The 23,172-nt window shown below is 65.6% G+C and carries 27 protein-coding genes; 6 read left to right on the plus strand and 21 right to left on the minus strand.

Translation table 11 applies throughout. From position 1 onward, the window contains the following. Positions 1-22: 22 nt before the first annotated feature. From ACVISU_RS15705 to ACVISU_RS15755, 11 genes are all read right to left on the minus strand, one after another. On the minus strand, positions 23-763 hold the full coding sequence (locus tag ACVISU_RS15705) for an acetoacetate decarboxylase (protein WP_456707524.1): 741 nt from the start codon (positions 761-763) through the stop codon (positions 23-25). A gap of 121 nt (positions 764-884) precedes the next feature. Next, positions 885-1,217 (minus strand): hypothetical protein, encoded by a 333-nt coding sequence (locus ACVISU_RS15710; RefSeq protein WP_456707525.1) that lies wholly within the window; start codon positions 1,215-1,217, stop codon positions 885-887. Between the two features lie 81 nt (positions 1,218-1,298). Next, positions 1,299-2,015: an MgtC/SapB family protein gene (locus tag ACVISU_RS15715; protein ID WP_050405783.1), complete on the minus strand. Its 717-nt coding sequence runs from the start codon at positions 2,013-2,015 to the stop codon at positions 1,299-1,301. Between the two features lie 44 nt (positions 2,016-2,059). After that, entirely contained in the window at positions 2,060-3,079 is a 1,020-nt protein-coding gene (locus ACVISU_RS15720; RefSeq protein WP_456707526.1) for a WD40 repeat domain-containing protein, read from the minus strand. Then, positions 3,079-4,122, minus strand: coding sequence for a CobW family GTP-binding protein (locus ACVISU_RS15725; protein ID WP_456707527.1), 1,044 nt, complete (start codon positions 4,120-4,122; stop codon positions 3,079-3,081). Before ACVISU_RS15725 ends, ACVISU_RS15720 begins: the two co-directional genes overlap by 1 nt. Positions 4,123-4,177: 55 nt before the next feature. After that, positions 4,178-5,050: a metal ABC transporter substrate-binding protein gene (locus ACVISU_RS15730; protein ID WP_456707528.1), complete on the minus strand. Its 873-nt coding sequence runs from the start codon at positions 5,048-5,050 to the stop codon at positions 4,178-4,180. Between the two features lie 5 nt (positions 5,051-5,055). Beyond that, the gene (locus ACVISU_RS15735) at positions 5,056-5,925 is read right to left on the minus strand and encodes a metal ABC transporter permease (protein ID WP_050405779.1); all 870 of its coding nucleotides are present in this window, start codon (positions 5,923-5,925) and stop codon (positions 5,056-5,058) included. A gap of 5 nt (positions 5,926-5,930) precedes the next feature. After that, positions 5,931-6,686 carry a metal ABC transporter ATP-binding protein gene (locus ACVISU_RS15740; protein WP_456707529.1) on the minus strand — a complete coding sequence of 252 codons (756 nt, stop codon included), beginning with the start codon at positions 6,684-6,686 and terminating at the stop codon, positions 5,931-5,933. Positions 6,687-6,690: 4 nt separating this feature from the next. After that, entirely contained in the window at positions 6,691-6,888 is a 198-nt protein-coding gene (locus ACVISU_RS15745) for a hypothetical protein (RefSeq protein ID WP_050405777.1), read from the minus strand. Positions 6,889-7,108: 220 nt separating this feature from the next. Beyond that, positions 7,109-7,417, minus strand: coding sequence for a hypothetical protein (locus ACVISU_RS15750; protein WP_456707530.1), 309 nt, complete (start codon positions 7,415-7,417; stop codon positions 7,109-7,111). A 157-nt stretch (positions 7,418-7,574) separates the two neighbouring features. Continuing rightward, complete coding sequence (locus ACVISU_RS15755; protein WP_456707531.1) at positions 7,575-8,492, minus strand: LysR family transcriptional regulator; 918 nt, start codon at positions 8,490-8,492, stop codon at positions 7,575-7,577. 244 nt (positions 8,493-8,736) lie between these two features. On the opposite strand from ACVISU_RS15755, the gene ACVISU_RS15760 reads away from it, so the two are divergent. The 3 genes from ACVISU_RS15760 (at position 8,737) to ACVISU_RS15770 (ending at position 12,078) form a co-directional block, all read left to right on the plus strand. Further along, positions 8,737-10,050, plus strand: a complete 1,314-nt coding sequence (locus ACVISU_RS15760) for an MFS transporter (RefSeq protein ID WP_456707532.1) — start codon at positions 8,737-8,739, stop codon at positions 10,048-10,050. Between the two features lie 20 nt (positions 10,051-10,070). Then, positions 10,071-11,144, plus strand: a complete 1,074-nt coding sequence (locus ACVISU_RS15765) for a tartrate dehydrogenase (protein WP_456707533.1) — start codon at positions 10,071-10,073, stop codon at positions 11,142-11,144. Positions 11,145-11,319: 175 nt separating this feature from the next. After that, a complete protein-coding gene (locus ACVISU_RS15770) occupies positions 11,320-12,078 on the plus strand; it encodes a haloacid dehalogenase type II (RefSeq protein WP_456707534.1) in 759 nt (252 codons plus the stop codon). 26 nt (positions 12,079-12,104) lie between these two features. Here ACVISU_RS15770 and ACVISU_RS15775 read toward each other — a convergent pair whose 3' ends face one another. The 8 genes from ACVISU_RS15775 to ACVISU_RS15810 form a co-directional block, all read right to left on the minus strand. Then, the gene (locus ACVISU_RS15775; RefSeq protein ID WP_050405859.1) at positions 12,105-12,869 is read right to left on the minus strand and encodes a serine O-acetyltransferase; all 765 of its coding nucleotides are present in this window, start codon (positions 12,867-12,869) and stop codon (positions 12,105-12,107) included. 151 nt (positions 12,870-13,020) lie between these two features. After that, positions 13,021-13,512, minus strand: a complete 492-nt coding sequence (locus ACVISU_RS15780) for a DUF2852 domain-containing protein (protein ID WP_050405858.1) — start codon at positions 13,510-13,512, stop codon at positions 13,021-13,023. Positions 13,513-13,642: 130 nt separating this feature from the next. Continuing rightward, on the minus strand, positions 13,643-14,347 hold the full coding sequence (locus ACVISU_RS15785) for a TetR/AcrR family transcriptional regulator (RefSeq protein WP_050405773.1): 705 nt from the start codon (positions 14,345-14,347) through the stop codon (positions 13,643-13,645). Positions 14,348-14,633: 286 nt separating this feature from the next. Next, positions 14,634-14,999 (minus strand): YciI family protein, encoded by a 366-nt coding sequence (locus ACVISU_RS15790; protein ID WP_050405772.1) that lies wholly within the window; start codon positions 14,997-14,999, stop codon positions 14,634-14,636. 84 nt (positions 15,000-15,083) lie between these two features. Beyond that, positions 15,084-15,509 (minus strand): YciI family protein, encoded by a 426-nt coding sequence (locus tag ACVISU_RS15795; RefSeq protein ID WP_050405771.1) that lies wholly within the window; start codon positions 15,507-15,509, stop codon positions 15,084-15,086. A gap of 147 nt (positions 15,510-15,656) precedes the next feature. Then, the gene (locus ACVISU_RS15800; RefSeq protein ID WP_456707535.1) at positions 15,657-16,073 is read right to left on the minus strand and encodes a YciI family protein; all 417 of its coding nucleotides are present in this window, start codon (positions 16,071-16,073) and stop codon (positions 15,657-15,659) included. 128 nt (positions 16,074-16,201) lie between these two features. Further along, positions 16,202-16,573, minus strand: a complete 372-nt coding sequence (locus ACVISU_RS15805) for a nuclear transport factor 2 family protein (protein ID WP_456707536.1) — start codon at positions 16,571-16,573, stop codon at positions 16,202-16,204. A 166-nt stretch (positions 16,574-16,739) separates the two neighbouring features. Continuing rightward, complete coding sequence (locus tag ACVISU_RS15810) at positions 16,740-17,393, minus strand: glutathione S-transferase family protein (protein ID WP_456707537.1); 654 nt, start codon at positions 17,391-17,393, stop codon at positions 16,740-16,742. Positions 17,394-17,885: 492 nt separating this feature from the next. On the opposite strand from ACVISU_RS15810, the gene ACVISU_RS15815 reads away from it, so the two are divergent. Both ACVISU_RS15815 and ACVISU_RS15820 read left to right on the plus strand, forming a co-directional pair. After that, the gene (locus ACVISU_RS15815) at positions 17,886-19,556 is read left to right on the plus strand and encodes a methyl-accepting chemotaxis protein (RefSeq protein ID WP_050405767.1); all 1,671 of its coding nucleotides are present in this window, start codon (positions 17,886-17,888) and stop codon (positions 19,554-19,556) included. A 164-nt stretch (positions 19,557-19,720) separates the two neighbouring features. Continuing rightward, positions 19,721-20,509, plus strand: a complete 789-nt coding sequence (locus tag ACVISU_RS15820; protein WP_456707538.1) for an SDR family NAD(P)-dependent oxidoreductase — start codon at positions 19,721-19,723, stop codon at positions 20,507-20,509. An 83-nt stretch (positions 20,510-20,592) separates the two neighbouring features. Here ACVISU_RS15820 and ACVISU_RS15825 read toward each other — a convergent pair whose 3' ends face one another. After that, positions 20,593-21,162, minus strand: coding sequence for a histidine phosphatase family protein (locus tag ACVISU_RS15825; protein WP_050405766.1), 570 nt, complete (start codon positions 21,160-21,162; stop codon positions 20,593-20,595). Between the two features lie 240 nt (positions 21,163-21,402). Here ACVISU_RS15825 and ACVISU_RS15830 point away from each other — a divergent pair, with 240 nt between their 5' ends. Next, positions 21,403-22,245 (plus strand): hypothetical protein, encoded by an 843-nt coding sequence (locus ACVISU_RS15830; RefSeq protein ID WP_456707539.1) that lies wholly within the window; start codon positions 21,403-21,405, stop codon positions 22,243-22,245. 151 nt (positions 22,246-22,396) lie between these two features. On the opposite strand, the gene cobS is transcribed toward ACVISU_RS15830, so the two are convergent. Further along, on the minus strand, positions 22,397-23,149 hold the full coding sequence (cobS, locus tag ACVISU_RS15835; RefSeq protein WP_456707540.1) for an adenosylcobinamide-GDP ribazoletransferase: 753 nt from the start codon (positions 23,147-23,149) through the stop codon (positions 22,397-22,399). Positions 23,150-23,172: the final 23 nt, after the last annotated feature.

The following is a 23,172-nucleotide window of genomic DNA, read 5'->3' on the forward strand; positions in this document are numbered from 1 at the left end:
CGCACCGGGGAATGACATCCGCTCAGCGCGCCATGTAGTCGAACGCCACTGAGCCGAGGCCGAGCGTCAAATCCGCCTTGTAATGCAGCGCCGAGATCACCTCGCGCACCGGCAGGCGGGCGACATCGCACAGCGCGTGCGGAAACAGGCCGAGCGCGGCGGGGCCGGTCCAGGCCTCCTTCAGCACGATGTCGTCGAGATGGAAGCGCACCAGCTCGCAGATCCGCGGGCTGCCGTCGACATGCGGGATGATTTTCAGGATGAAGTTCGGCGCCTTCATCGCGTTCAGGACCGTGTCGTGATCGACCTTGCGGTACTTGTAGCCCATGGTGGCGGAGGCGCAGAGCACCGAGCCGTAATGCAGCGAGCCGACCAGCACGTCGCTCTCGACCGAGATCTTCGGCCGCGCCAGTTTCTTCGGAAATCCCCACAGCTCGCGGCCACCCGCGATCGGGGCCTCGTCGTCGAGATACATTGCGTGAGTATAGGCCCCGAGCTCGCCCTTGAAGCGGACCGGGATCACCTGCCCGGTCTCGGTGTAGTCACCGAAGCCGGTCGAGTCGGGCATGCGGATGAATTCGTACTTCACGACAGGCTCGGCGACCTCGAGCGGCTCCGGCACCACCGCCGCCAGCGCCTCAGGGTCGGTCTTGTAGGTGATGATGAAATATTCGCGGTCGAAGAACCGGTACGGCCCCGGCGGAAACGACGGGTTGGTGAGCGGCATCGAATAGGCGGTGCGCCGGACGTCCTCGATCTTCATGAAAAGCCCCATCTGTCGTTGGCAAAGACGGCAGATTATGGCGGGCGGGGATGACAGAGGCGAGACCGTATAATCGGCAGCGTCAGTCAAATGCGCGTCACAATGCGTCGACCGGCAGCCGCTATTTCTTCTCGATCGGCGGGGCGGTCTTCTCAGCCGGCGCCGGCGGCAACACCGGCTTGGCGCCGGCCTTCTGTGCCTCGGCGTCGGGACGCGCCGGCTCCGGCGCGGGCGTGGTCGGCCGATCGCCGCCGGGCTTCGACTCCGCTGGCGGCGCGGTCTTCTCCGGCTCCGGCGACGGCGTCGCCTGTAGCGGCTGGGTTGCCTGCGCCATTTCCTGCGGCGGGGCGGCGTTGATCGCGTGCAGCGACAGCGCGGCGATCGCAACGCCCGCCACCACCATCGTGGAGGCGATCAGCACGTCGTTCCGCAGCCTGGTCCGATCCGCAGCCATCTCGTTCACCTGCGCATTATTAGCAGGGTCAACGATCGGGCTGCCGCATGGTTCCTGAGCAGGACTTACAGGAACCTCTCCTCAATCCGTGGTGCTGATTTCCCAGGTCACGTGCCGCACGCCCGGCTGATGCTGCAGGTCGACCACCACGGCGTTCAGCTCGTTGGGGTCGACCGCGGTCGAGACCAGCTCCGCCACGATCTCGAGGAAGTCGTCTCCGGCCTCGACCACGTTGACATCGGCGACAGGATAATTCGCGGCCTCGAGCTTCTCGACCAGGCGGTCGCGCATGTCGGGCAGCGCCTCGGGGGTCACAGCCAGCTTGAAGTAGTAGGTCGCTTCCAACGCCTTCTCGTTCAGCGGGATGCGGTTGATGGCGTTGACCAGCGGACGCAGCAGCGTGTTGCCGGCGATCACGAACACGGTCAGCGCCGCCGCCTGCGCCACGAGGTCGGCGCCGGCGCAGGAGCCGACCGCGGCCGAGGCCCACAGCGTCGCCGCGGTGTTGAGGCCACGCACGTCCATGCCCTGCTTCATGATGACGCCGGCGCCGAGGAAGCCGATCCCCGACACCACATAGGCGATCACCCGCACCGCGCCGTCGGCGCCGGCCAGATGCATCGCCAGATCGACGAAGGCGGCCGCGCCGACCGCGACCAGCACATTGGTGCGCAGCCCCGCGGTGCGCTGCCGGTACTGCCGTTCGGCCCCGATCAGCGTGCCCAGCACAAAAGCTGACGTCAGGCTGACCAGCGTGTCGATGAAGTCGGCGAGCTGGAATGTGGTGAGAAATCGCATGACGCTGCCGATTCTTCCTCGCCCGAGAACGATGCAGCGATCTCTTACATTTCCAGGATGCCCGCGTCACCATCTTCCGTGCCGAAGGCCAGCAGCGTGCCCTTGGCATTCCACCCCAGCGCGGACACCGCCGTGCCGGCATTTCGGCGCACCAGGATCTCGGCGCCGTCCTCGAACCGGACCATCAGCACGGTGCCGTCGGCATAGCCGACCGCCATGATGTCGTTCTTCGGATGGCAGGCGACGACTGCGACCCGCGCCGGCATCGGCGCCAGCATCGCCGGCTCCTTGCCCATCGGGCCGTCCTTGCTGGTGAACGGCCAGACGATCACGGTATCGGCGCCCGAGGTCGCGAGCCCCTTGCCGCCGGCGCTCCACGACATCGAGCGCACGCGGCCGGGATAGCCGCTCATCCGCATGTGCCGGTTATCGGCGAGCCGCCAGCCATGCATCGCGGCCTCGTGCATCGCGGTGACCAGGAATTTGTTGTCCGGGCTGAACGTCACCGCGAGATGCGAGCCGGCCCATTCCAGAAATTCCGGGTTGGCGGCCATGTTCGGAAACCACAGCGTCACACCATTGTAATGGGCGATCGCGAGCCGCAGCCCCTTCGGCGCGAATGCCAGCCCGCCGACGGTCGACGGCACCTCGAAGGTTTTATCTTCGCCCTTGGGATTGCGGACGAACGCGGTCTTGCCCGCCGACCACGCCACGGTGCCGTCGCTGTGCAGGGCGACATTGTCGATCCAGCGCCGCTTGGCGTCGGTCGCAATCGTCGAGATCTCGCCCTTGGCATCGATCGCGATCAGCTTGCCGTCGTCGCCGCCGGTGACGAGCCGTTTGCCGTCGGAAGCCGCGCACAGGATGGCGCCGAAATGGGTTTCCGTCCGCGTGATCTCACCGTCGATGGTCGCGATTGCGACGCTCTCCTCGGCGCCGACGAAGAACGCGCGGTCGCCGAGGAAATGCACCGAACCGACTGCCGCGCCGAGCGGAAGCTGCTTGACGCGATCGGTGATCGAAACGATGGAAGAAGGGGCCTCGCCCGGGTCGAACTCTTTCATCACGTGGTGATGCACTGCTCGAAGCCGTCGCGGATCGCCTGCTCAGGCAATTCGCGACCGATGAACACGACGCGGCTCTCGCGCTTCTCGCCGTCCTTCCACTTCCGCTGGTGGTCGCCCTCCAGCATCATGTGGACGCCCTGAAAGACGTAACGGTCGTCATCGCCGGTGAAGGCGAGGATGCCCTTCGAGCGCAGAATCTTCTGACCCTCGGTGGCGACGAGGTTCTGCAACCACGGCATGAACTTGGTCGGATCGAGCGGCTTCTCCGAACGCAGCGACAGCGATTGCATGTCCTCGTCGTGATAGTGCTTCAGGCCGTGGCCGTGATCATGGTGGTGATCATGGTCATGGTTATGATGATCGTGGTCATGATCGTGATCATCGCCGGCCTCGAGGAAGTCGGGCTCGATCTCCAGGATGCGATCGAGGTCGAACGCGCCGCGCTCCAGCACGTCGGTCAGCCCGACCTGGCAGCGCTCGGTGCGGTGCAGCTTTGCATACGGATTGATGCCGCGGATGCGGGCCTCGACCTCGGCAAGCTCGGGCTTGGAGACGAGGTCGGTCTTGTTCAGCACGATGACGTCGGCGAACGCGATCTGGTTCTTGGCTTCCGGCGCGTCCTTGAGGCGGTCGCTCAGCCATTTGGCGTCGGCGACGGTCACCACGGCGTCGAGCCGGGCGTTCTTCTGCACGTCCTCGTCGACGAAGAAGGTCTGCGCGACCGGCGCCGGATCGGCGAGGCCGGTGGTCTCGACGATGATGGCGTCGAACTTGCCCTTGCGCTTCATCAACCCGTCCATGATGCGGACGAGGTCGCCGCGCACCGTGCAGCAGATGCAGCCATTGTTCATCTCGAACACTTCCTCATCGGCACCGATGATGAGGTCGTTGTCGATGCCGATCTCGCCGAATTCGTTGACGATGACGGCGTATTTCTTGCCGTGGTTCTCCGACAGGATGCGGTTCAACAGCGTGGTCTTGCCGGCGCCGAGATAGCCCGTCAGCACGGTCACTGGAATTTTTTGCGAAGCTTCAGCCATAACAACTCCGAAAGGAACTTCAGGCCACGCTCGGTCCCGCAGGGAGGCCCCTGCCCTAATTGGCGAGCGCGCTGGTCAGGGCCTTTATATTGTGCCTGACCATATCAATGTAAGTGGGTGCCTGGCCCTTTTCGCCCGTCAAACTGTCCGAATACAGGGTCCCGCCGACCTTGGCGCCGGTCTCGGCGGCGATCCGCTCGACCAGACGGGGATCGCTGATATTTTCGAGAAAAACTGCCGGAATTTTCGCCACCTTGATCTGGGCGATAATGGCGGCGATATCGCGTGCGCTGGGCTCGGAATCCGTGGACACGCTCTGCGGCGCGAAGAACGTGACCCCGTAGGCATCGGCGAAATAGCCGAACGCGCCGTGGGTCGAGATCACCTTGCGCCGCGCCTCCGGTACGCGTGCCACCGCCTCGTGCACCTCACGGTCGAGCGCCTCCAGCTTTGCCAGATAGGCGTCGGCATTAGCCTTGAAGACGCCGGCATGGTCGGGGGCGGCAGCAATCAGCGCGTCGCGAATATTGACGACGTAGATCTTGGCATTGGCAACGGATTGCCAGGCATGCGGATCGTCATGGCCGCCCATCTTGCGCGGCATGATCCCCTTGGTCGCCACCACGACCGGCGCCTTGCTGCCGGAGGCCTGCAACAGCCGTGGCAGCCAGCCCTCGAAGCCGAGGCCGTTGATGACCAGCAGCCTGGCGTCGGCGACCTTTTTGGCATCGGCCGGCGTCGGCGCGTAGACATGCGCGTCGCCGTCGGGACCGACCAGCGCCGCCACGTCGACGTCGTTGCCGCCGACATTGCGCACCATGTCGGCGAGGATCGAGAAGCTCGCAACGACCTTGATGCGCTCCTCGGCGCGCGCCGTGCCGCTCGCCAGCAGCAGCACCAGACCGATCAGACCGAACAATCGCCGCATCGTCCTCACGCCTCGAGATGGCGGCCGGGAAACAGCTGCCGCACCAGTCCGCTGACATTGCCGAACAGCAGCGACACAATGTAGAGCCCGGCCGCGACGAGGATGATCGCGGGGCCGGAGGGAATGCGGGTCTGGTACGACAGCACGAGCCCGGCATAGCCCGACACAATCGCGCTCGCAACCGCGATGCAGATCATGGTGGTGATGTCGCGCGACCAGAACCGCGCAATGCCGGCGGGCAGGATCATCAGCCCGACGCCGAGCAGCGTGCCGAGCGCGTGGAAGCCGTTGACGAGATTGACCACGACCAGCGCGAGGAAGGCGAGATGCGACGGCGCGCCGGCCCGGCTCACGGTGCGCAGGAACACCGGATCGACGCATTCGATCACCAGCGGGCGATAGATCACCGCGAGCACCAGCAGCGTGATGGTGGCGTTGAACGCGATCACCAGCAGGGTCTGGTCGTCCATCGCGAGGATATTGCCGAACAGCACGTGCAGCAGGTCGATATTGGTGCCTTTGATCGAGACGATGGTGACGCCGAGCGCCAGCGAGACCAGATAGAAGGTCGCGAGCGAAGCATCCTCCTTCAGCTCGGTGGTGCGGGCGACGAGGCCGGCGAGCAATGCGACGGCAAAACCCGCGATCAACCCCCCGGTCGTCATCGCGAACAGATTGAGCCCGGACAGCAGGAAGCCGATCGCAGCTCCCGGCAGGATCGCATGCGCCATGGCATCGCCGACCAGGCTCATCCGCCGCAGCATCAGGAACACGCCGATCGGCGCGCCGCCGAGCGACAGGGCGATCACGGCCGCAAGCGCGCGGCGCATGAACTCGAATTCGGTGAAAGGCGTGATCAGCACGTCAGTCAGCATCGGCGTCAGGCGGCCCGTGAGCGTGGATCGGTTGCGCAGGCCGCGGCGCTGTCGTCGAAGGCCTCGCACATCCGCATCGCGACCGTCAGGTTTTCGGGCGTCAGCGCCTCCGCGGTCGGCCCCCATTCCACCGGGCCGCGCGCCAAGAGCAGCGTTTCCGGGAAATTGTTGCGCACCATGTTGAGATCGTGCAGCGCGGCCAGCACCGTACGCCCCTCGCCGTTCCAGCGCTTCACCAGCGTCAGCAGGTCGGCGGTGGTCTTGGCATCGATGGCGTTGAAGGGTTCGTCGAGCACGATCAGGCGGGCGTCCTGCAGCAGCACGCGCGCGAACAGCATGCGCTGCATCTGGCCGCCGGACAGCGTACCGATCGGGCGGTTCTCGAAGCCGTTGAGGCCAACCGCGGCGAGCGCTGCCAAGATCTTTTCGCGCGCGGCCTTGCCGATGCCGCCGAAGAAGCCGGTCGAGCGCCACAGCCCGGTGCCGACGAAATCGAACACCGAGATCGGGAACGTACGGTCGATGTCGGCGGATTGCGGCAGATAGGCGATGTCGCGATGCTCGAGGCCGTCGAGATCGATCACGCCCGACAGCGGCTTCAGCACACCGGCGATGCCGCGCAGCAATGTCGACTTGCCGGCGCCGTTCGGGCCGATCACGGCGAGCAGCGCGCCCGCCTCGACCGCGCCATTGAGATGGTGCACGGCCGGGTGGCGGTCATAGCCAAGGGTAACGTCGCGGAAGGTGACAAGCGCGCCCATCGGTTTACCTCATCGCCAGCCAGACGACCGCCCACAGGCAGGCAGAGACCGCGAGCGCCGCCGACAGCCGGGTCGACACCGGCATGCGCAGGATCGACCAGGGCGCCGCCTGAGCCGGATGCGCCGACGGGCCGTGGCTATGCTCGTGGGGATGGCTGTGGCCGTGATGGTGGTGGTCGTCGTGGGAGTGCGTGTGCGCCATGGCCAAATTGTTATATTATAACATAACGCGAGTCTACCGATGCGGAACTCATGGCCGCTCCGCAAAACCGGAAGAGATTCGAGCTGCGCCAGCCAAAACCCGCCCCGATGGAACCGCGCCCGGACGAAAGCGACCCGTGCGCTCTCCAACGTCGTCCTGGCGAAAAGCCAGGACGACGATGAGGATGGATCTCGATTCACGCGAGAGACCGGAAGCCGGTCTACTGGCACACCGGCGCGGTCAGTTTCGGGTCGGCCGGCCGCGCCGACCAATACGCCCGCTGACCGAGCTGGGCGTCATTTGTCGCGGGAGCACAGACGTAGCTGGTCTTGCCGACGCAGATCGGCGAACCGATCGAGTAGATGAGGTTGTCGTAGATGCAATAGCTGCCGATCCCGGACGGCAGATCGGTCGGCGGCGTTGTGGAGCCCCCGAAATAGGGCTGCGACGAAGCACCAGGCGCCTTGTCCTGTGCTGCAGCCGCACCAAGGGACACCAGGAGCGTCAGACACGTGACGATGCGGAGCATGATCCCTCCGTCAAGGAATGCCGGCGAAGCGTCGGGCGGCTTCCGGCGCGGGAAGCGCATGGCAGCCGCGACCGAACCGCTAGCAGGCCAATATGACACTTGCGTTGCTGGTCCTCCGAAGGACGAACACCTCTTTATCCCTTCGCGTCGGGCGGCGTCACGCCTCGCGAGCGTAACCCTTCAACCTTGCCTCGAGCACCGCGATCACCTGGTCGCGCACCGGATCGCGGGAGCCCTTCAGCCAGGCGGCGGCGAGCGGCAGGCGGCCGGCGGCACTGCCGCGCTTGAGCCTGAGGGGAACGAAACGCACGCCCGGGATCGCCATCCGCGCAGTCCAGCGCGGCACGATCGCAACCCCGAGCCGTGCCGCGACCATGTTGACGATGGTCTGCTTCTCGTCGGCGATCTCCTGGATGCGCGGCGTCAGCCCAGCCTCGTCGAACAGTTTTGTCGTGAGATCGTGGCTGTGCGGCCGCGAGCGTCGCTCCGGCACGATCAAGGGCTGATCGGCGATGTCGGGCAGCACGATCTGCTTGCGCCGCGCCAGCTTATGCTTGTGCGACAGCGCCACCACGGCGGTCTCCTGCAGCAGCGGAAAGAACTCGATGCGCCGGTCGGGCCGCTCCGGCGGGCGCACGAAGGCGAGGTCGAGCGCGCCCGACAGGAGCTTCGGCAGCAGGCGGATGGTCTTCTCTTCGAGCAGCTGCACGGCAACCTCGGGATGGGCGGCGCGGAGGTCGCGCAGCAGCGGCGGCAGCAGGCCGGCCGCGGCGCTGTCGATCGCACCGATCCGGAAGCGCCGCGCCTGCGGCTTGCGCAGCCGGCGGCGAAAGCCGTTCTCGATCGCCTCGGCACGGCCGAGCAGCGCCCGCCCCTCGCGCAGCAGCACAGCCCCATCCTCGGTCAGCGACACCGCGCGGGTGGTGCGGGCGAACAGCCGGACCCCGAGATCCTCCTCCAGCAGCTTGATGTGGCGGCCGAGCGCCGACGGCATCATCTGCAGCCGCTGCGCGGCACGGCCGAAATGCAGTTCCTCGGCAGCCGCGACGAAGCAGCGAAGCTGGTGCAGTTCCAAGACCGGTTCCTTTATTGCCACCAGTCATTTGCGAGCGAAGCGAAGCAATCCATCGCTCGGCATATGCGGAGCGATGGATTGCGTCGTCGCTGCGCTCCTCGCAATGACAGGCAACGACGGCGATTATATCGTTTTTTTGTATAAACCGGCGCGGATTGAATCGGAAGGGTGCAGCCTTCTAGGCTTCCCAATGGTGCGGCGAAACGCCGTCCCAACAAACAAGACAAACCGGGGAAGGAAGCCCATGGAAAGCGAGCTTGGCACGCGCGTGTTGCGCAAGATCTCACTGCGCATCGTGCCGTTCATCATGCTGCTGTACTTCGTGGCCTTCATCGACCGCGTCAATATCGGCTTCGCCTCATTGACCATGAACAAGGACATCGGCCTGTCGCCGACCGTCTATGGCTTCGGCGCCGGTATCTTCTTCTGGGGCTACTTCCTGTTCGAGGTGCCCTCCAACATCATCCTGCACAAGATCGGCGCGCGGATCTGGATCGCGCGGGTGATGATCACCTGGGGGATCGTTTCGACGGCGATGGCGCTGGTGCAGGGCGCGACCAGCTTCTACGTGCTGCGCTTCCTGCTCGGCGCCGCCGAAGCCGGCTTCTTCCCCGGCATCATCCTCTATTTGTCCTACTGGTTCCCGGCTCGGCAGCGCGCCGCCGTCACCGCGCTGTTCATGGCCGCGGCGCCGCTCTCGACCGTGCTCGGCTCGCCGGTGTCGGGTGCGCTGCTGGAGATGGACGGCCTGCTCGGCTTCAAGGGCTGGCAATGGCTGTTCGTGCTGGAGGCCATACCCGCCGTGCTGCTCGGCTTCGTCGTGCTCGGCTTCCTGACCGACCGGCCGGAGCAGGCCAAATGGCTCGCTGACGACGAGCGCGCCTGGCTGGTCAAGACCATGAAGACGGAGACCGACGGCAAGGCCGCGACCGCGAGCCACAGCATCTGGCGCGGCCTCGCCGATCCGCGCGTGCTGGCGCTGTCGCTGGTCTATTTCGGCACTTCAGCGGGGCTCTACACACTCGGCGTGTGGGCGCCGCAGATCATCAAGGCGTTCGGCCTGTCGTCGATCCAGGTCGGCTTCCTCAACGCGGTGCCGGCGACCATCGCCGTGATCGCCATGGTGCTGTGGGCGCGGCATTCCGATCGCACCGGCGAGCGCACCTGGCACGTCGTGATCGCCTGCCTGATCGCGGCGGCGGGACTTGCGCTGGCGGGATTGTGGACAGGGCTTGCCGCCGTGATCGCGGCGCTGACCCTGGTCAATATCGGCATCTCCTCGTCGAAGCCGCCGCTGTGGAGCATGCCGACCATGTTCCTGTCCGGCTCGGCTGCGGCGGCCGGGATCGCCACCATCAACTCGATCGGCAATCTCGGCGGCTTCGTCGGGCCGGCGATGATCGGCTGGATCAAGGAACGCACCGGCAGCTTCGACGGCGGCCTCTATTTCGTCGCCGGCCTGCTGGTGCTGTCCGCCGTGCTGACGCTGCTGCTGTCGCGTGCACGAGCCGCGCCCGCACCAGCCGAACCGCAACCCAATCCCGTGCGAACCCGCTAACCACTGATCCGGAGACAACCATGCGTACCCATTCCATCGCCGCCATCCCCGCCGACGGCATCGGCCCCGAAGTGATCTCCGCGGGCGTCCGCGTGCTGGAGGCGCTGGCGAAGCGCTCGGGCGACATCAGCTTCAACGTCAAGACCTTCGACTGGGGCTCGGACTACTACAAGAAGCACGGCGTGATGATGCCGGCCGACGGGCTCGCGGAATTGAAGAATTTCGACGCGATCTATTTCGGCGCGGTCGGCGCGCCCGACGTGCCCGACCACATCACGCTGTGGGGCCTTCGCCTGCCGATCTGCCAGGGTTTTGACCAATACGCCAATGTGCGGCCGACCAAGATCCTGCCCGGCGTCGCCTCGCCGCTGCGCAATGTCGGGGTCGGCGATCTCGACTGGGTGATCGTGCGCGAGAATTCCGAGGGCGAATATGCCGGCATGGGCGGCCGTGCGCACAGGGGGCTGCCGGAAGAGGTCGGCACCGAAGTCGCCGTCTTCACCCGGGTCGGGGTCACGCGGATCATGCGCTATGCATTCCAGCTCGCGCAGTCGCGGCCGCGCAAATTCCTTACCGTGGTGACCAAGTCGAACGCGCAGCGCCACGGCATGGTAATGTGGGACGAAATCGCGGCCGAGGTCGCGCAGGAATTCCCCGACGTCACCTGGGACAAGATGCTGGTCGACGCCATGACGGTGCGGATGACGCTCAATCCGAAGAGCCTCGACACCATCGTCGCGACCAATTTGCACGCCGACATCCTGTCGGACCTCGCAGGCGCGCTGGCCGGCAGCCTCGGCGTGGCGCCGACCGGCAACATCGACCCGCAGCGCCGCTTCCCCTCGATGTTCGAGCCTATCCACGGCTCGGCGTTCGACATCACCGGCAAGGGCATCGCCAACCCGGTCGCGACCTTCTGGACCGGCGCGCAGATGCTGGAACATCTCGGCGAAAAGGACGCTGCGGCGCGCCTGATGGCGGCAGTCGAGAAGGTGTGCGCGGCCGGCGTGCTGACGCCCGACGTCGGCGGCAAGGCGACGACCAAGGAAGTGACGGATGCCGTGATCGACGCGATCCATGGATCGAACGTGTGAGAGTGCGTAGCTATCCGCGAATGTCGTCCGCCTCCCCCGCTTGCGGGGAGGGAGCCTGACCAGGAGTACTCGCCTCACGACGGTGCGGCTGCTCTCGATACCCATAACCGGGAAACGGACCGTGCTACCCGATCTGACCAGACGACACTTCATGACTGCTGGAGGACTATCGATCATGGCCGCGATGACGGGGATACAGCCGGCTGGTGCCGCGGCATGGCGCGACGAGATCCGCGCCATCGCGTTCGACGTCCAGGGGACATGCGTCGACTTCCATCAGCCGATCCTGAGTGCCGGGCAGGCCGTCAACGCCGCCAAGGGCCTCGCGCTCGACTGGGCAAGGCTCTCGAGCGAATGGCGCGACCTCTATCGTGCCGCGCTCGACGACGTGATCGCCGGCAAGCGCCCGTGGATCCGGGTCGACCGCATCTATCGCGAGGCGCTGGATGTGCTGCTCGATCGCCACGGCCTCGCGGAGGCTTTCTCCAGGGATGAACGCGACGAATTGAACACGGTGTGGAGCAAGCTCGACGCCTGGCCCGACAGCGTCGAGGGACTTGCGCGCCTGCGCAGCCGCTTCGTGACCTCGACATTGTCGAATGCCGGCATGGCCGCCGTGGTGGCGGTGGTCAAGCACGCCAGGCTGCCGTTCGACGCCGTGCTGACCGCAGAGCTTGCACGCAGCTACAAGCCGTCACCGGCCGTGTATCAGCTCGCCGTCGACTACCTCGGCTATCCCGCCGACAAGATCCTGATGGTCGCCTGCCACAAATACGACCTGAAGGCGGCCCGGGCCTTCGGCATGCGCACCGCGTTCGTCGCCCGTCCGCTGGAGTTCGGGCCGGCGGCGAAGGTCGACGTGGCGCCAGAATCCTGGATCGACCTGCACGCGGACAGCTTTACGCAACTCGCCGATCAGCTCGTGCCGGCGTAGCGACGCAACGAAACAGGGCGCTTACGTCACGACAGCGCACCCGGCTCCGCGCAATTGGTCAACCGCGCCGGCACACCAACGGCGGTGCAGCCGGCCGGCACGTCCGAGGTCACCAGTGCGCCGGCGCCGACCTTGGCGAAATCGCCGACAGAGAGATTCCCGATCAGCGTTGCGCCGGCGCTGAGCAGCACGCCGCGGCCGATCGTCGGGGCATGGCGCGGGTCATCCTGATGCCGGGCGATGGTGACGTTCTGCAGGATCGTGACCTCATCGCCGATCGACGCCAGAGCGCCGATGATGATGCCGGTGCCGTGATCGAGGAACACCGCAGTGCCGATTTTGGCCGAGGGATGAATGCTGATCTGCAACTGGTCCGCCGTCGCGCTTTGCATCAGCAGCGCAAGATCAGGGCGATCATGGCGCCACAGCCAGTTCGTCACCCGCCAGGCCTGCAGCGCGACGTAGCCCTTGAAGTCGAGCAGCGGCACCAGCAGGCCCGTGATCGCCGGGTCGCGGCGCACGATGGCGGTAAGATCGGTGGCTGCGGCTTCGACCAGCGCGGGCTCGGCCGCGAACGCCTCGCGGGCGGTCCGCATGAACTGCGCACGATCGGCTTCCGCACGGCAGATAGCCCGGCCGATCAGGAAGGCGAGCGCGCCGCCGAGATCGCCCTGATCGAGGATGAAGGCGGCCGACGCCTCGAGAAAACGATCGGCGACAACGGCAGCTTCCGCCTCGCGCCGGATCGCAAGCCAGAGATCGTCGGGACTCGCCGTCACCTGCACCGCCATGATCACCTCATCGCCCCGCGTCAGGACGATAGAGTGGGCATGGCCTCGCCAAAATGCAAACCGCCCGCTTGCTTGTCGCAAACGGGCGGCTCGGGGCCATCAGGTGTTATGGGGGCACATCGCCTGAAGGCTCAGTGCTTGCCTCGCATGATCAGCCCTGCGGCGGCTGATCGTTCGGCGGGGTCGGACGGGTCTTGTGCTGCGCCATGAAGGCGTCGAACTCTTCCTTGTCCTTGGCGTGGCGGAGGCGATCGAGGAAGTTCTTGAACTCGACCTGCTCTTCCTCGAGCCGGCGCAGCGTGTCCTGACGATACTCGTCGAAGGCGCGGTTGCCGCTCGACGGCGGGCCGAAGCCGCCGAACGGGAAGCCGCGGCGCTCCATGCGGCTCTTCATCCGCTCCATCTTGTCCTGCATGCGCTCCATCTTGTTCTGCCAGCGATCCATGTCGTTGTGACTCCAACAGGCCATTTTTCTGCTCCCGAGTGTGAAAAAGAGAAGGGCGAGGCCGATCGGCCACCAGATCATGAAGCCGAGGATGATCCCGGCGATCTTCAGGGGATGCCAGGGCGTCGCGTAGAAGTGCGGACGGTAGGGCTCTTCGACGGGGCCGCGCCAGCGATTGACATCAGCGGTGTAGGCCATTTCCTTCTCCATCACGGCATCACGCCGTTGTGAATGTAAATAACATTTACATAGGTAGCCGATCCCTTGCGAAAGTCAAGCAGCGCTGATGACGCACCCCTCGGATTATTTTTGAGTTCGCCGTTGAACCTTATTTCGGCTTGCCCCACGGGCCGGCCGGCTTGTCGTCGGCGGGCGCCGCGGCGCCCGGCCTGCGATCGGTGAGGAAGCCAAGGCCGCGCAGATAGATCAGCACTTCGGCCTCGAGCAGATCCTCCGGCGACATCGGCAGCTTGCGCCGGGCGGCGTCGCCGCGGCCGAACAGCGAGGCGACGCCGTGCGACATCGACCAGATATGCAGCGCCATCATCATCGCCGGCGGGCGCGGTGTGCCGGGCGGCGCCAGCGCCGCGAGCCGCTCGGCGGCGGCGCGGATGATCGCAAAGGCGCGCTCGCTTGCCGCCATCAGGGTCGAATTGGAATCGACCGGCAAGCCGGATTCGAACATCGCGGAGTAGAACGCGGGCTCCTCGCGCGCAAAGGCGAGATAGGCCTTGCCGACCCGCTCGAACGCCGTGACGGTGTCGGGGCGGCCGTCGTCCCAGGCCTGCGTCAAGAGCTGCTCGAACTGCTCGAAGCCGCGCTGCGCGATGCTGGCGATCAGCTCGTCACGGTCGCGGAAATGCCGGTACGGCGCGGCGGGGCTGACGCCGGCCATGCGCGCGGCATCGGCGAAAGTGAAGCCGGCCGGCCCCTTCTTCGAGATCAGGTCGAGGGCGGCCTGCAGCAACGCCTCTTTGAGATTGCCGTGATGATAGCCGCGCTCGGCGCGGCCTTGGTCCTTGCGCCAGCTCATGTGAACGGCTTTTACATGAGCCGGCGGTAAAGGTCACTAGCGGGACGACGGCCCGTCGATCAAGATTAACGGATCGGTGGCGTGAGGCACACTGCTGTCGCTTGACCAGCGGAGCCCCGCTCAAGCCAATGCCTGCGTATACTCCCCTTCCCCTGAAAGGGGGAAGGGCGGCCGCAGGCGACGCTGTATGCGGAGAGAGCAGATCCCCACCCGCTTTGCTCTGGCGAGCAAAGCGACCTCCCCTTTTCAAGGGGAGGTAAATGCTCCCGCAGGATCGGCCCGGGCACTACCGTCCCGGGATCGGCAGCACCGGCATGATCTCCACGGCCTCGCCGGGGAATATCGCAAAATGCGGGTGGTTCTCGAACAGCTTTGCCGCCGCCTCATGCGAGGGCGCGCGCACCACGGTGAAGCCGGTCATCAGATTGGCGATGTCGGCGGTGCCGCCGGCGCCGACATGCTTGGTCTTGCCGAGCGGCCCGCCCATCTCGACGATCACATCGTGGTGTTTCTCGACCCAGGCGCCCCAGGCGGCCATGCCCTGCTGTTCCTTGGCGCGCCGTTCGGCCTCCGGCAGCGCGTTCCAGGCTGCCATGCGCGAACCGGTTTTGCCGCCGCCGAGATAGACCGCGAGGAAGGTGTCATTGCTCATCGTGCTTCTCCGTTGTGGTGGTTTGACGATCGGTCGGTCGCGCGATGCCGCCGCTTTGCGGTGGCATCGCGTCTCGTTTGAGATTCACCGCAGCGCCTTGCCCCAGCCGCCCTGCGGATGCTCGAAGGTCGAAGCCGCTTGCTGCACTTCCTCCGAGAAATCCGCCATCTCCTGCACCTGGCGGATCTCGATCATCTCGTTGGCACTGGCGGGGCACTGCTTGGCCCATGCGATCGCTTCGGCGCGCGAAGCGACCTCGATCATCCAGAAGCCGCCGATCACTTCCTTGGCCTCGGTGAAGGGGCCGTCGACCACGATGGGCTCGCCGGTGTCGAACTTGACGCGCGCGCCCGAGGCCGGCGGATGCAGGCCTTCCAGCGTGATCAGCACGCCGGCGTCCTTCAGCGCCTGATTGTATCGCATCATTGCGGCGACCCGTTCGGGGTCGAGCTCGAGCTCGGCCGGCGCGGACTCGTAGCCGAGCGGGATCATCAACATCATGAAACGCATTGGTCGGACTTCCTTGCTAGTTGAGTTCTCACCCCGTCATTTCGGCAGCGCGTCGTCCGAATTCGAGTCTACTCGAATTCGGCACCTGGCATTTGTCCAAGTCGGCAACAGCCGACCTGGATGCGCAAGCCTGCAATGACGAAGTCGTCACCTGTTTCCAGCCTGCGCGCGCAGGCGTTCTTCCTGCTCGCGCAGCTCGGGCGTCAGCGCCTCGCCGAAATCCTCCGCGGCGAACACCTGGCGGATCTCGATCTCGGAGCCGGCGTCGAACGGCGCGCGCTTCATCCAGCCGATCGCATCATCGAGCGATTTGGTCTCGATCATCCAGAAACCGCAGGCGAGATCGGAGGTCATGCTGAACGGTCCATGGCTCACGGTGCTCTGCCCGCCGGCATATTTGACGCGCGCGCCCTTGCTGGTCGGATGCAGGCCCTCGCCGGCCTGCATCACGCCGGCCTTGACCATCTCCTCGTTGAACTTGCCCATCGCAGCGAGCATCTCCGTGCTCGGCATCACGCCGGCCTCGGTATCCTTGTTCGCCTTCACGATCACCATGAACTTCATCGTCCTGCTCCGTTGGCTGCTGTCTTGCCGGCGTCGCCGGTGCTCGTCTCAAGGACGACGCGTGGCTTGCCGCGCCGACAGGACAGGCGGAATTATTTCGGAGGTCGTCGCATCGCGCGTCACTGCCGTCAGCGCTCCTGCGGAACAAGCACACCGTCCTGATGCGACGGACCGAAATAGACGTCGATGCGCGACACCTTGTCGCCGTCGAACACGAAGAACTCGGTGTTGCGGAAGCTCTTGCCGTCGCGGGCGACGCAGCGATAGGTGACGAAGGCCTCGGCGCCGTCGACCATGATGCGCTCGATCTCGTGGCGGCCGATCCAGCCAGAGTCGCGCCAGCACTCGGCGAAATAGCGCGGCTTGTCGATGTTCTCGCCGTAGGGCGTCGAGAAACGGAAATTCTCGGCAAACGCCGCTTCCACACTCGCGCGATCATTGGCGAGATAAGCGGCGAAGAGGGAGCGGATGATCTCCGCCCTGTTGCCAGCTGCAGCCATGTCACCTCCACACAAATCTCGCCCGGGCCCCAGGGCGCGACCGGCGCTCCAGAACCCGGGCTTCAGGGAGATGACGAACGGGGCGGCCCAAAAGCGACATCGCACCGCGATTTATTTTCGGGTCTTGACCGAACCGCGGGTTCCCTTGTCGGTTCAGTCCCCGTTTTCAATCCCCCTTGGGGAACATGCCGAAATAGGGCTCGGCCTCCTTGAGGACGCGCGCGAAGGACGGCCGCGCTTTCAGCCGCTCGAGATAGGCCAGGAGGTCCGGATGGTCCTCCCCGATCGGCTCGACCTTGTTGCCGTAGAACAGCGCCGGCGCGGCGGCGCAGTCGGCCAGCGAGACCTGCTCACCCATCATCCAGCCGCCATGCGCGAGCTGCTCATCCAGGATTGCATAGGAAGTGCGGAGCTGCGCCCGCGCCTCGGCGACGCCATGCGGGTCCTTGCTGTCAGCCGGCCGCAGCCGGTCGCCGACGATCTTCTGCGTCGGCAGATGGACGTAGAGATCGAGGAAGCGGTCGCGCAGCCGGGTCTGCAACGCGAGCTCCGGGTCATTGGGGATCAATCCGACGGCACCGGGATAATGCCGGTCGAGATACTCGATGACGATGCTCGATTCAGGCACCGTCTCGCCGCGCGCCTCGTCGCGCAGCACGGGAAAGCGGCCGATCGGCGACAGCGCGAGCAGCGCTGCGCGCTCGGCGGGGTCGCCGAGATTGACCATGTTCGGCGTGAACGGCGCGCCGTTCTCGTAAAGCACGACCAGCGCCTTCCAGCAGAACGAGGACAGCGGGTGGTAATGCAGGGTCAGTGACATCGGAACTCCATCATGGGACCAGTATCTGGACGACGAATCGGAGACCGCTCAACAGACATCTCGTGCGGAATTATTTTGCCCGTCGGCCGGGACTGAGAGCGGGCATCGACGCGATGCGCATTCGTCGAGGCTGCGAATCTGCGAATCGCGGTGCGGAATCGATCCGTGAAACGCTCAGCAATATCAGCGTTCGTAATAGGTCTATCAGCGTCGCTGAAGTAGATGCGTTGCGATCATCCGCATCACACCAAAATCGTCACCAATTTTGGTCCGTAGGATTACGGTAGAGATCGCATCACGACTATGGATGCTAACGTGCACATCGGAAAATTACTTTGCAAGCTGAGATAGATGCGTGCGCGCCGCGCTGCATTATGCAGTCCGTGCCACGCCGCAGGCTTTACCGATGCTAAACGGCTCGCTGCAACCTTTCCGTGAGTTGCGTCGATCCAATTTCCCATCCCGTTTCATTTGAAACTTCACGGAGCCCTGATGTTCAGTTTCAGCAACAAGGCAAACATCGACAGTGCGCTGGCGCAAGCTGCAGCGATCGGCAAGTCGCAGGCGGTGATCGAGTTCAAGCTCGACGGCACCATCGTCACCGCCAACGAGAACTTCCTGAACGCAATGGGCTACACGCTCGACGAGATCAGGGGCAAGCACCACAGCATGTTCGTCGAGCCGGCGTATCGCGACAGCCACGACTATCGCGCGTTCTGGGCGAGCCTGAATCGCGGCGAGCTTCAGGCCGCGCAGTACAAGCGCGTCGCCAAGGGCGGCCGCGAGGTCTGGATCCAGGCTTCCTACAACCCCATCCTGGACAAGACCGGCAAGCCGGTCGGCGTCGTCAAATTCGCCACCGACATCACCGCGCAGAAGATCCACAGTATGGAAGACGCCGGCAAGATCGCCGCGATCGGCCGGGCGCAGGCGGTCATCGAGTTCAAGATGGACGGCACCATCGTCAATGCCAACGAGAACTTCCTCGGCGCGATGGGCTACTCGCTCGCCGAGATCCAGGGCAAGCACCACAGCATCTTCGTGCCGCCGCCCGACCGCGACAGCCCGGCCTATCGCGATTTCTGGGCACGGCTGAACCGCGGCGAGCTGGAGTCAGGCGAATTCAAGCGCCTCGCCAAGGGCGGCAAGGAGATCTGGATCCTCGCCAGCTACAATCCGATCCTCGACGACCGCGGCAAGCCGTTCAAGGTCGTCAAGTTCGCGACCGACATCACGCAGCAGAAGCTGAAGGCCGCCGACAATGACGGCCAGATCGACGCCATTGGCAAGTCGCAAGCGGTGATCGAGTTCAACATGGACGGCACGATCCGTACCGCGAACCCGAACTTCCTCGCCGCGATGGGCTATTCGCTCGCCGAGATCCAGGGCCGGCATCACAGCATGTTCGTCGAGCCGGTCGAGGCAGGCTCGTCGGGCTACCGCGAGTTCTGGGGAGCGCTGAATCGCGGCGAGTTCCAGGCCGCCGAATACAAGCGCATCGCCAAGGGCGGCCGCGAGATCTGGATCCAAGCATCCTACAACCCGATCCTCGATCTCAACGGCAAGCCCTACAAGGTGGTGAAATACGCCACCGACATCACCGCGCAGGCGATCGGCCGCAAGAAGGCCGACAGCGCACGCGGCCTGATCGAGGCGGTTGCCGCCGGCAGCGAGGAGATGAGCGCCTCGATCCGCGAGATCTCGGAGACCATGACCAAGTCGAAGCAGAACGCCGCGGTCGCAACAGGCCGTGTCGAGGCTGCCGACGGACAGGCGCAGAAACTCAACGCCGCAGCTCAGGCGATGAGCGGCATCGTCGAGATGATCTCGAGCATCACCGGGCAGATCAACCTGCTCGCGCTCAACGCCACGATCGAATCGGCGCGTGCGGGCGAAGCCGGCCGCGGCTTCGCGGTGGTGGCCTCCGAGGTGAAGAGCCTCGCCAACCAGGCCAAGCAGGCGACCGATACGATCTCCTCGGAGATCGATGCACTGAACTCGATCGCGGCCGAGGTGGTCTCCTCGCTGTCCGAGATCAAGGCGGCGATCGCCGGCGTCAACGAATACATCACCTCCACCGCCGCCGCAGTCGAGGAGCAGAGCATCGTCACGCAGGACATGTCGACCAACATGCAGCGCGCCTCTGCCGAACTCGCGGCATAGGCAGCGGTGCGATCCTCGAAGGATGCACGGCCCAGGCTGGTGGTCGTGCATCCTTCGAGACGCGACTGCCACACGACAATGACAAAGAATTCCTCTCGGGTTGACACGTCGGAGTAAAGGTCGCAGACGGTCGGGACTTCCTGCCTGAACCGATGGACCATCCGATGAATTCCGCTTCCCCCAAAGTCGCACTCGTGACCGGCGCCGCGCGCGGTATCGGGCTTGCCGCCGCGAAACGCTTTCTCGCCGAGGGCTGGCGCGTCGCGCTGCTCGACATCGAAGGCGCGCTGCTGGAGAGCGCGGTCGCGGCATTGAAGCAGCCCGACACCACATTGGCGCTGACCTCCGACGTATCGGACGCCGACGGCGTGGCCGCCGCGATCGCTGCGATCACGAGCCGCTTCGGCCGGCTCGACGCGCTGGTCAACAACGCCGGCACGGCCGTGTTCGCGCCGGTGCTGGAGACCTCGGACGCCGACTGGAGCCGCATCATGGCGGTGAATCTCACCGGCCCGTTCCTGTGCACCAAGGCGGCAGCGCCCGTGATGCGCGAGCATGGCGGCGGCGCGATCGTCAACATCACCTCGATCTCGGCGGTGCGCGCCTCGACCTTGCGCTCGGCCTACGGCACCAGCAAGGCGGGCCTCGCCCATCTCACCAAGCAGCTCGCGGTGGAGCTCGCCTCGCTCGGCATCCGCGTCAACGGCGTCGCGCCCGGGCCGGTCGAGACCGCGATGGCCAAGGCCGTGCACACGCCGGAGATCCGCGCCGACTATCACGACGCGATCCCGCTCAACCGCTACGGGCTGGAGGAGGAGCTGGCGGAGGCGATCTTCTTCCTGTGCTCGGATCGCGCCAGCTACATCACCGGCCAGATCCTCGCCGTCGACGGCGGCTTCGACGCCGCCGGCATCGGCCTGCCGACCCTGCGCGGGCAGCGGCGGAACGGGTGAGACGCTCACGCAGCCTCATCGTCACCCTGAGGAGCGCGCAGCGCGCGCTCCTCAGGGATGACGGGTTGAAACCAGCGAAAGGTCTACCGTCCATTCACCGCGACCACGCGCCAGGCATCTGCCAGCCGATCGATCCGCGTCAACGACAATGGATCGATCACGAAGCGCAGCGCGAGCTCCGGCGCGAGCTCGAGCGCGATTGCGAGGATCGCACGGATGGTGCCTGAGTGCACGACCAGCACGACGTCGCCGGCCGGCAGCCGCACCAGCCCTGCCCGCGCGCGCGCGATCTGATCGGCAAAACTTTCGCCGCCGGGCGGCCGGTTGGTCCCCGGCGAATTCCAGAACGCCCGATAGGCCGCCGCGCCGAGCTCGGCCTCGATCTCGCTGTGGCGACGGCCGGTCCAGTCGCCAAAATCCTGCTCGCGGAAGGCATCATCCGCCGTCGCCGTGAGGCCGAGCCGCTCGGCGGTCTCGCTCGTGCGCCGCGCCGGACTGCAGACCGCGAAAACGCCGGCCGGCAGCCGCGCCTGCAACGCGGCGAATGCTGGCGCATCGCCGAGGTCTGCGGGCGCATCCGGCGCATGGATCACGCCGCGCGGACCGTCGACCGGCGCGTGGCGGATCAGCCAGAGATGCGTTTCATGGTCCATCGCGGCAGCAGCCCTTCCATTCTGACCGGGGCGTGTACTCATTGACAGTTGATGCCTGATTTATCGGGCAAGGCGCCAACGTACACGGTACGTGGTGGTCCCCCATTATCAGGTGACCTCAGCCCGCTATCATCCGGCCATTTTTTGGACAAGACTGACGGGAGTGCTGGGGGTCGGTCGACCCGGACGGATAACCGAGTCGGCACGCTTGGGTGACATTGGATGGAAAGGGAAGCGCCAGTGAACTCCACCCCCACCCCGAACCCGGTCGAATCGAACGATGGCCTGACCACGCGCGCCGACGAAAGACTCGCAGAAACCCACAAGCAGATCACGCGCGCCAATGAAGAGCTCGCGCGTTTGAGCGAACAGCTTGCGAGAATGGAGCGCGATGCCGCCTCCCCGGCTCCGGCGCAGCCTGCCCCGCCTTCGGCCGGACCCAGCCTTGGCGCTTCCGAGCCAGGCTCTGCCGCTTTCGGACCTCGCTCGCGATCGCCGCGCCGGATGCCGGGCTTCCGTGCTCTCGCCGGCTTGTCGCTGGCAGCATGTATCATTGTCGGCGCGCTGGCTTTGCAGTCGTCGTACGGTAGAGGAGCCAAGCAGGTTGTCGCACGTTGGGTGCCTCAGCTCGTTTCAACTCCGTCATTGCCCCCGGATAATCCGCCGCTGGCGGCGCAGCCCGCTCCACCCACCGTTCAGGCCGCAGCGGTGGACGCCGCTCTGCCCCAGGCGACGCCCCCGGTACCGCCGCAGGACGCCGCGCCGACGGTCAATCCAGCTCTTCCCGACCAAGCGCAGCTGCTGCAAACGATCGCCCGCAACCTCGAAAATTTGGAGCGAAGCATCGAGCAGCTCAAGGCGGACCAGCAACAGACGGCCCGCGTGAGCTCCAAAGCCATCGAGGAACTCAAGGCGAGCCAAGAAGACATGAAACGGACGCTGGCGAAGCTCTCCGAGCCGAAGCCGTTACCGCTTCCGACGCCGCCTACTCCAAGCGTGCGCAAGCCCGAGCGGACGTCCCCACCCCCGTATGCTGGAGCGCGGCCGCCAATCTCCAGGGAATGGCTCTACGACGATTGGTGACGGTCGATGCAATGCCCATCGACGTCTTGTCCCGGAACAACGCCTCGGATCGGCGCGGCTTCCAGTTCTGGCCCATGGCTGAACGCGCGCCAGCGGTTGCTTGGGCTCGCATCATCTTCATGCGAAGGGGTCTCCACCGCACTCGAAATCGCTAGCCGAGCCGCGCCGCGAGCAGCACCAGGATCGCGGTCTCCGCAACCTGCTCGGCGCCACCGAGCACGTCGCCGGTCTGGCCGCCGATCTGCCGCTTTGCCAGCAGCGCCATGATCGATGCGCTCGCGCCGGCCGCGATCGCCGCCAGCAGCGCGCTGCCGAAGGGCAGCGCGAGCACTGCGATCACCAGCGCGATGCCGGCTGCGACAGCCGCAATCGTGCCGTCGGGCCGGCCGGCATTAGCCGCGAGTCCATCCTTGCGCGCGTAAGGCAGGCTGATCGCGATCCACGGCAACACACCGCGGCCGAGCGCATGCGCTGCGATCAGGCTCTGCACCACCATGTCGTTGGGAAGCGCAGCCAGCGCCGCGAGCCTGGTGGCAAAGCTCACCACCAGCGCCAGTGCGCCATAGGTGCCGAGCCGGCTGTCGCGCATGATCTCGAGCTTGGCCGCTTGATCGCGGCCGCCGCCGAACCCGTCGGCGACATCGGCGAGCCCGTCTTCGTGCAGCGCGCCGGTCAACAGCGCGCCACAACCGAGCGCCAGCGCCGCCGCAGCGAGGTCCGGAACACCGATCATCCGCAGCAGCAGACAGAACAGGCCGATCGCCGCCCCGATCCCCGCGCCGACCAGGGGGAACAGCCGCTGCGCCCGGGCAAAACCTTCCGGCCGCGCACCGTCCGGATGCGGCATCGGCAGCCGGGTCAGAAAGGCCGTGGCGGTCCTGAGATCGTCGAGCCATTGATTCATGGTGAAGGCCTGAAAATTGAACT

The organism is Bradyrhizobium sp. USDA 4452, from assembly GCF_054063575.1.

Bases quoted from the DNA above. Each gene is read 5' to 3' on its own strand.
- ACVISU_RS15760 (WP_456707532.1), top strand. From the start codon at position 8,737: ATGGAAAGCGAGCTTGGCACGCGCGTGTTGCGCAAGATCTCACTGCGC.
- ACVISU_RS15795 (WP_050405771.1), bottom strand. From the start codon at position 15,509: ATGCGTTTCATGATGTTGATGATCCCGCTCGGCTACGAGTCCGCGCCG.
- ACVISU_RS15720 (WP_456707526.1), bottom strand. From the start codon at position 3,079: ATGAAAGAGTTCGACCCGGGCGAGGCCCCTTCTTCCATCGTTTCGATC.
- ACVISU_RS15730 (WP_456707528.1), bottom strand. From the start codon at position 5,050: ATGCGGCGATTGTTCGGTCTGATCGGTCTGGTGCTGCTGCTGGCGAGC.
- ACVISU_RS15770 (WP_456707534.1), top strand. From the start codon at position 11,320: ATGGCCGCGATGACGGGGATACAGCCGGCTGGTGCCGCGGCATGGCGC.
- ACVISU_RS15725 (WP_456707527.1), bottom strand. From the start codon at position 4,122: ATGGCTGAAGCTTCGCAAAAAATTCCAGTGACCGTGCTGACGGGCTAT.
- ACVISU_RS15710 (WP_456707525.1), bottom strand. From the start codon at position 1,217: ATGGCTGCGGATCGGACCAGGCTGCGGAACGACGTGCTGATCGCCTCC.
- ACVISU_RS15750 (WP_456707530.1), bottom strand. From the start codon at position 7,417: ATGCTCCGCATCGTCACGTGTCTGACGCTCCTGGTGTCCCTTGGTGCG.
- ACVISU_RS15740 (WP_456707529.1), bottom strand. From the start codon at position 6,686: ATGGGCGCGCTTGTCACCTTCCGCGACGTTACCCTTGGCTATGACCGC.
- ACVISU_RS15810 (WP_456707537.1), bottom strand. From the start codon at position 17,393: ATGTCACTGACCCTGCATTACCACCCGCTGTCCTCGTTCTGCTGGAAG.
- ACVISU_RS15785 (WP_050405773.1), bottom strand. From the start codon at position 14,347: ATGAGCTGGCGCAAGGACCAAGGCCGCGCCGAGCGCGGCTATCATCAC.
- ACVISU_RS15765 (WP_456707533.1), top strand. From the start codon at position 10,071: ATGCGTACCCATTCCATCGCCGCCATCCCCGCCGACGGCATCGGCCCC.
- ACVISU_RS15790 (WP_050405772.1), bottom strand. From the start codon at position 14,999: ATGAGCAATGACACCTTCCTCGCGGTCTATCTCGGCGGCGGCAAAACC.
- ACVISU_RS15715 (WP_050405783.1), bottom strand. From the start codon at position 2,015: ATGCGATTTCTCACCACATTCCAGCTCGCCGACTTCATCGACACGCTG.
- ACVISU_RS15735 (WP_050405779.1), bottom strand. From the start codon at position 5,925: ATGCTGACTGACGTGCTGATCACGCCTTTCACCGAATTCGAGTTCATG.
- ACVISU_RS15825 (WP_050405766.1), bottom strand. From the start codon at position 21,162: ATGGACCATGAAACGCATCTCTGGCTGATCCGCCACGCGCCGGTCGAC.
- ACVISU_RS15805 (WP_456707536.1), bottom strand. From the start codon at position 16,573: ATGGCTGCAGCTGGCAACAGGGCGGAGATCATCCGCTCCCTCTTCGCC.
- cobS (WP_456707540.1), bottom strand. From the start codon at position 23,149: ATGAATCAATGGCTCGACGATCTCAGGACCGCCACGGCCTTTCTGACC.
- ACVISU_RS15815 (WP_050405767.1), top strand. From the start codon at position 17,886: ATGTTCAGTTTCAGCAACAAGGCAAACATCGACAGTGCGCTGGCGCAA.
- ACVISU_RS15820 (WP_456707538.1), top strand. From the start codon at position 19,721: ATGAATTCCGCTTCCCCCAAAGTCGCACTCGTGACCGGCGCCGCGCGC.
- ACVISU_RS15745 (WP_050405777.1), bottom strand. From the start codon at position 6,888: ATGGCGCACACGCACTCCCACGACGACCACCACCATCACGGCCACAGC.
- ACVISU_RS15800 (WP_456707535.1), bottom strand. From the start codon at position 16,073: ATGAAGTTCATGGTGATCGTGAAGGCGAACAAGGATACCGAGGCCGGC.
- ACVISU_RS15780 (WP_050405858.1), bottom strand. From the start codon at position 13,512: ATGGCCTACACCGCTGATGTCAATCGCTGGCGCGGCCCCGTCGAAGAG.
- ACVISU_RS15775 (WP_050405859.1), bottom strand. From the start codon at position 12,869: ATGGCGGTGCAGGTGACGGCGAGTCCCGACGATCTCTGGCTTGCGATC.
- ACVISU_RS15705 (WP_456707524.1), bottom strand. From the start codon at position 763: ATGAAGATCGAGGACGTCCGGCGCACCGCCTATTCGATGCCGCTCACC.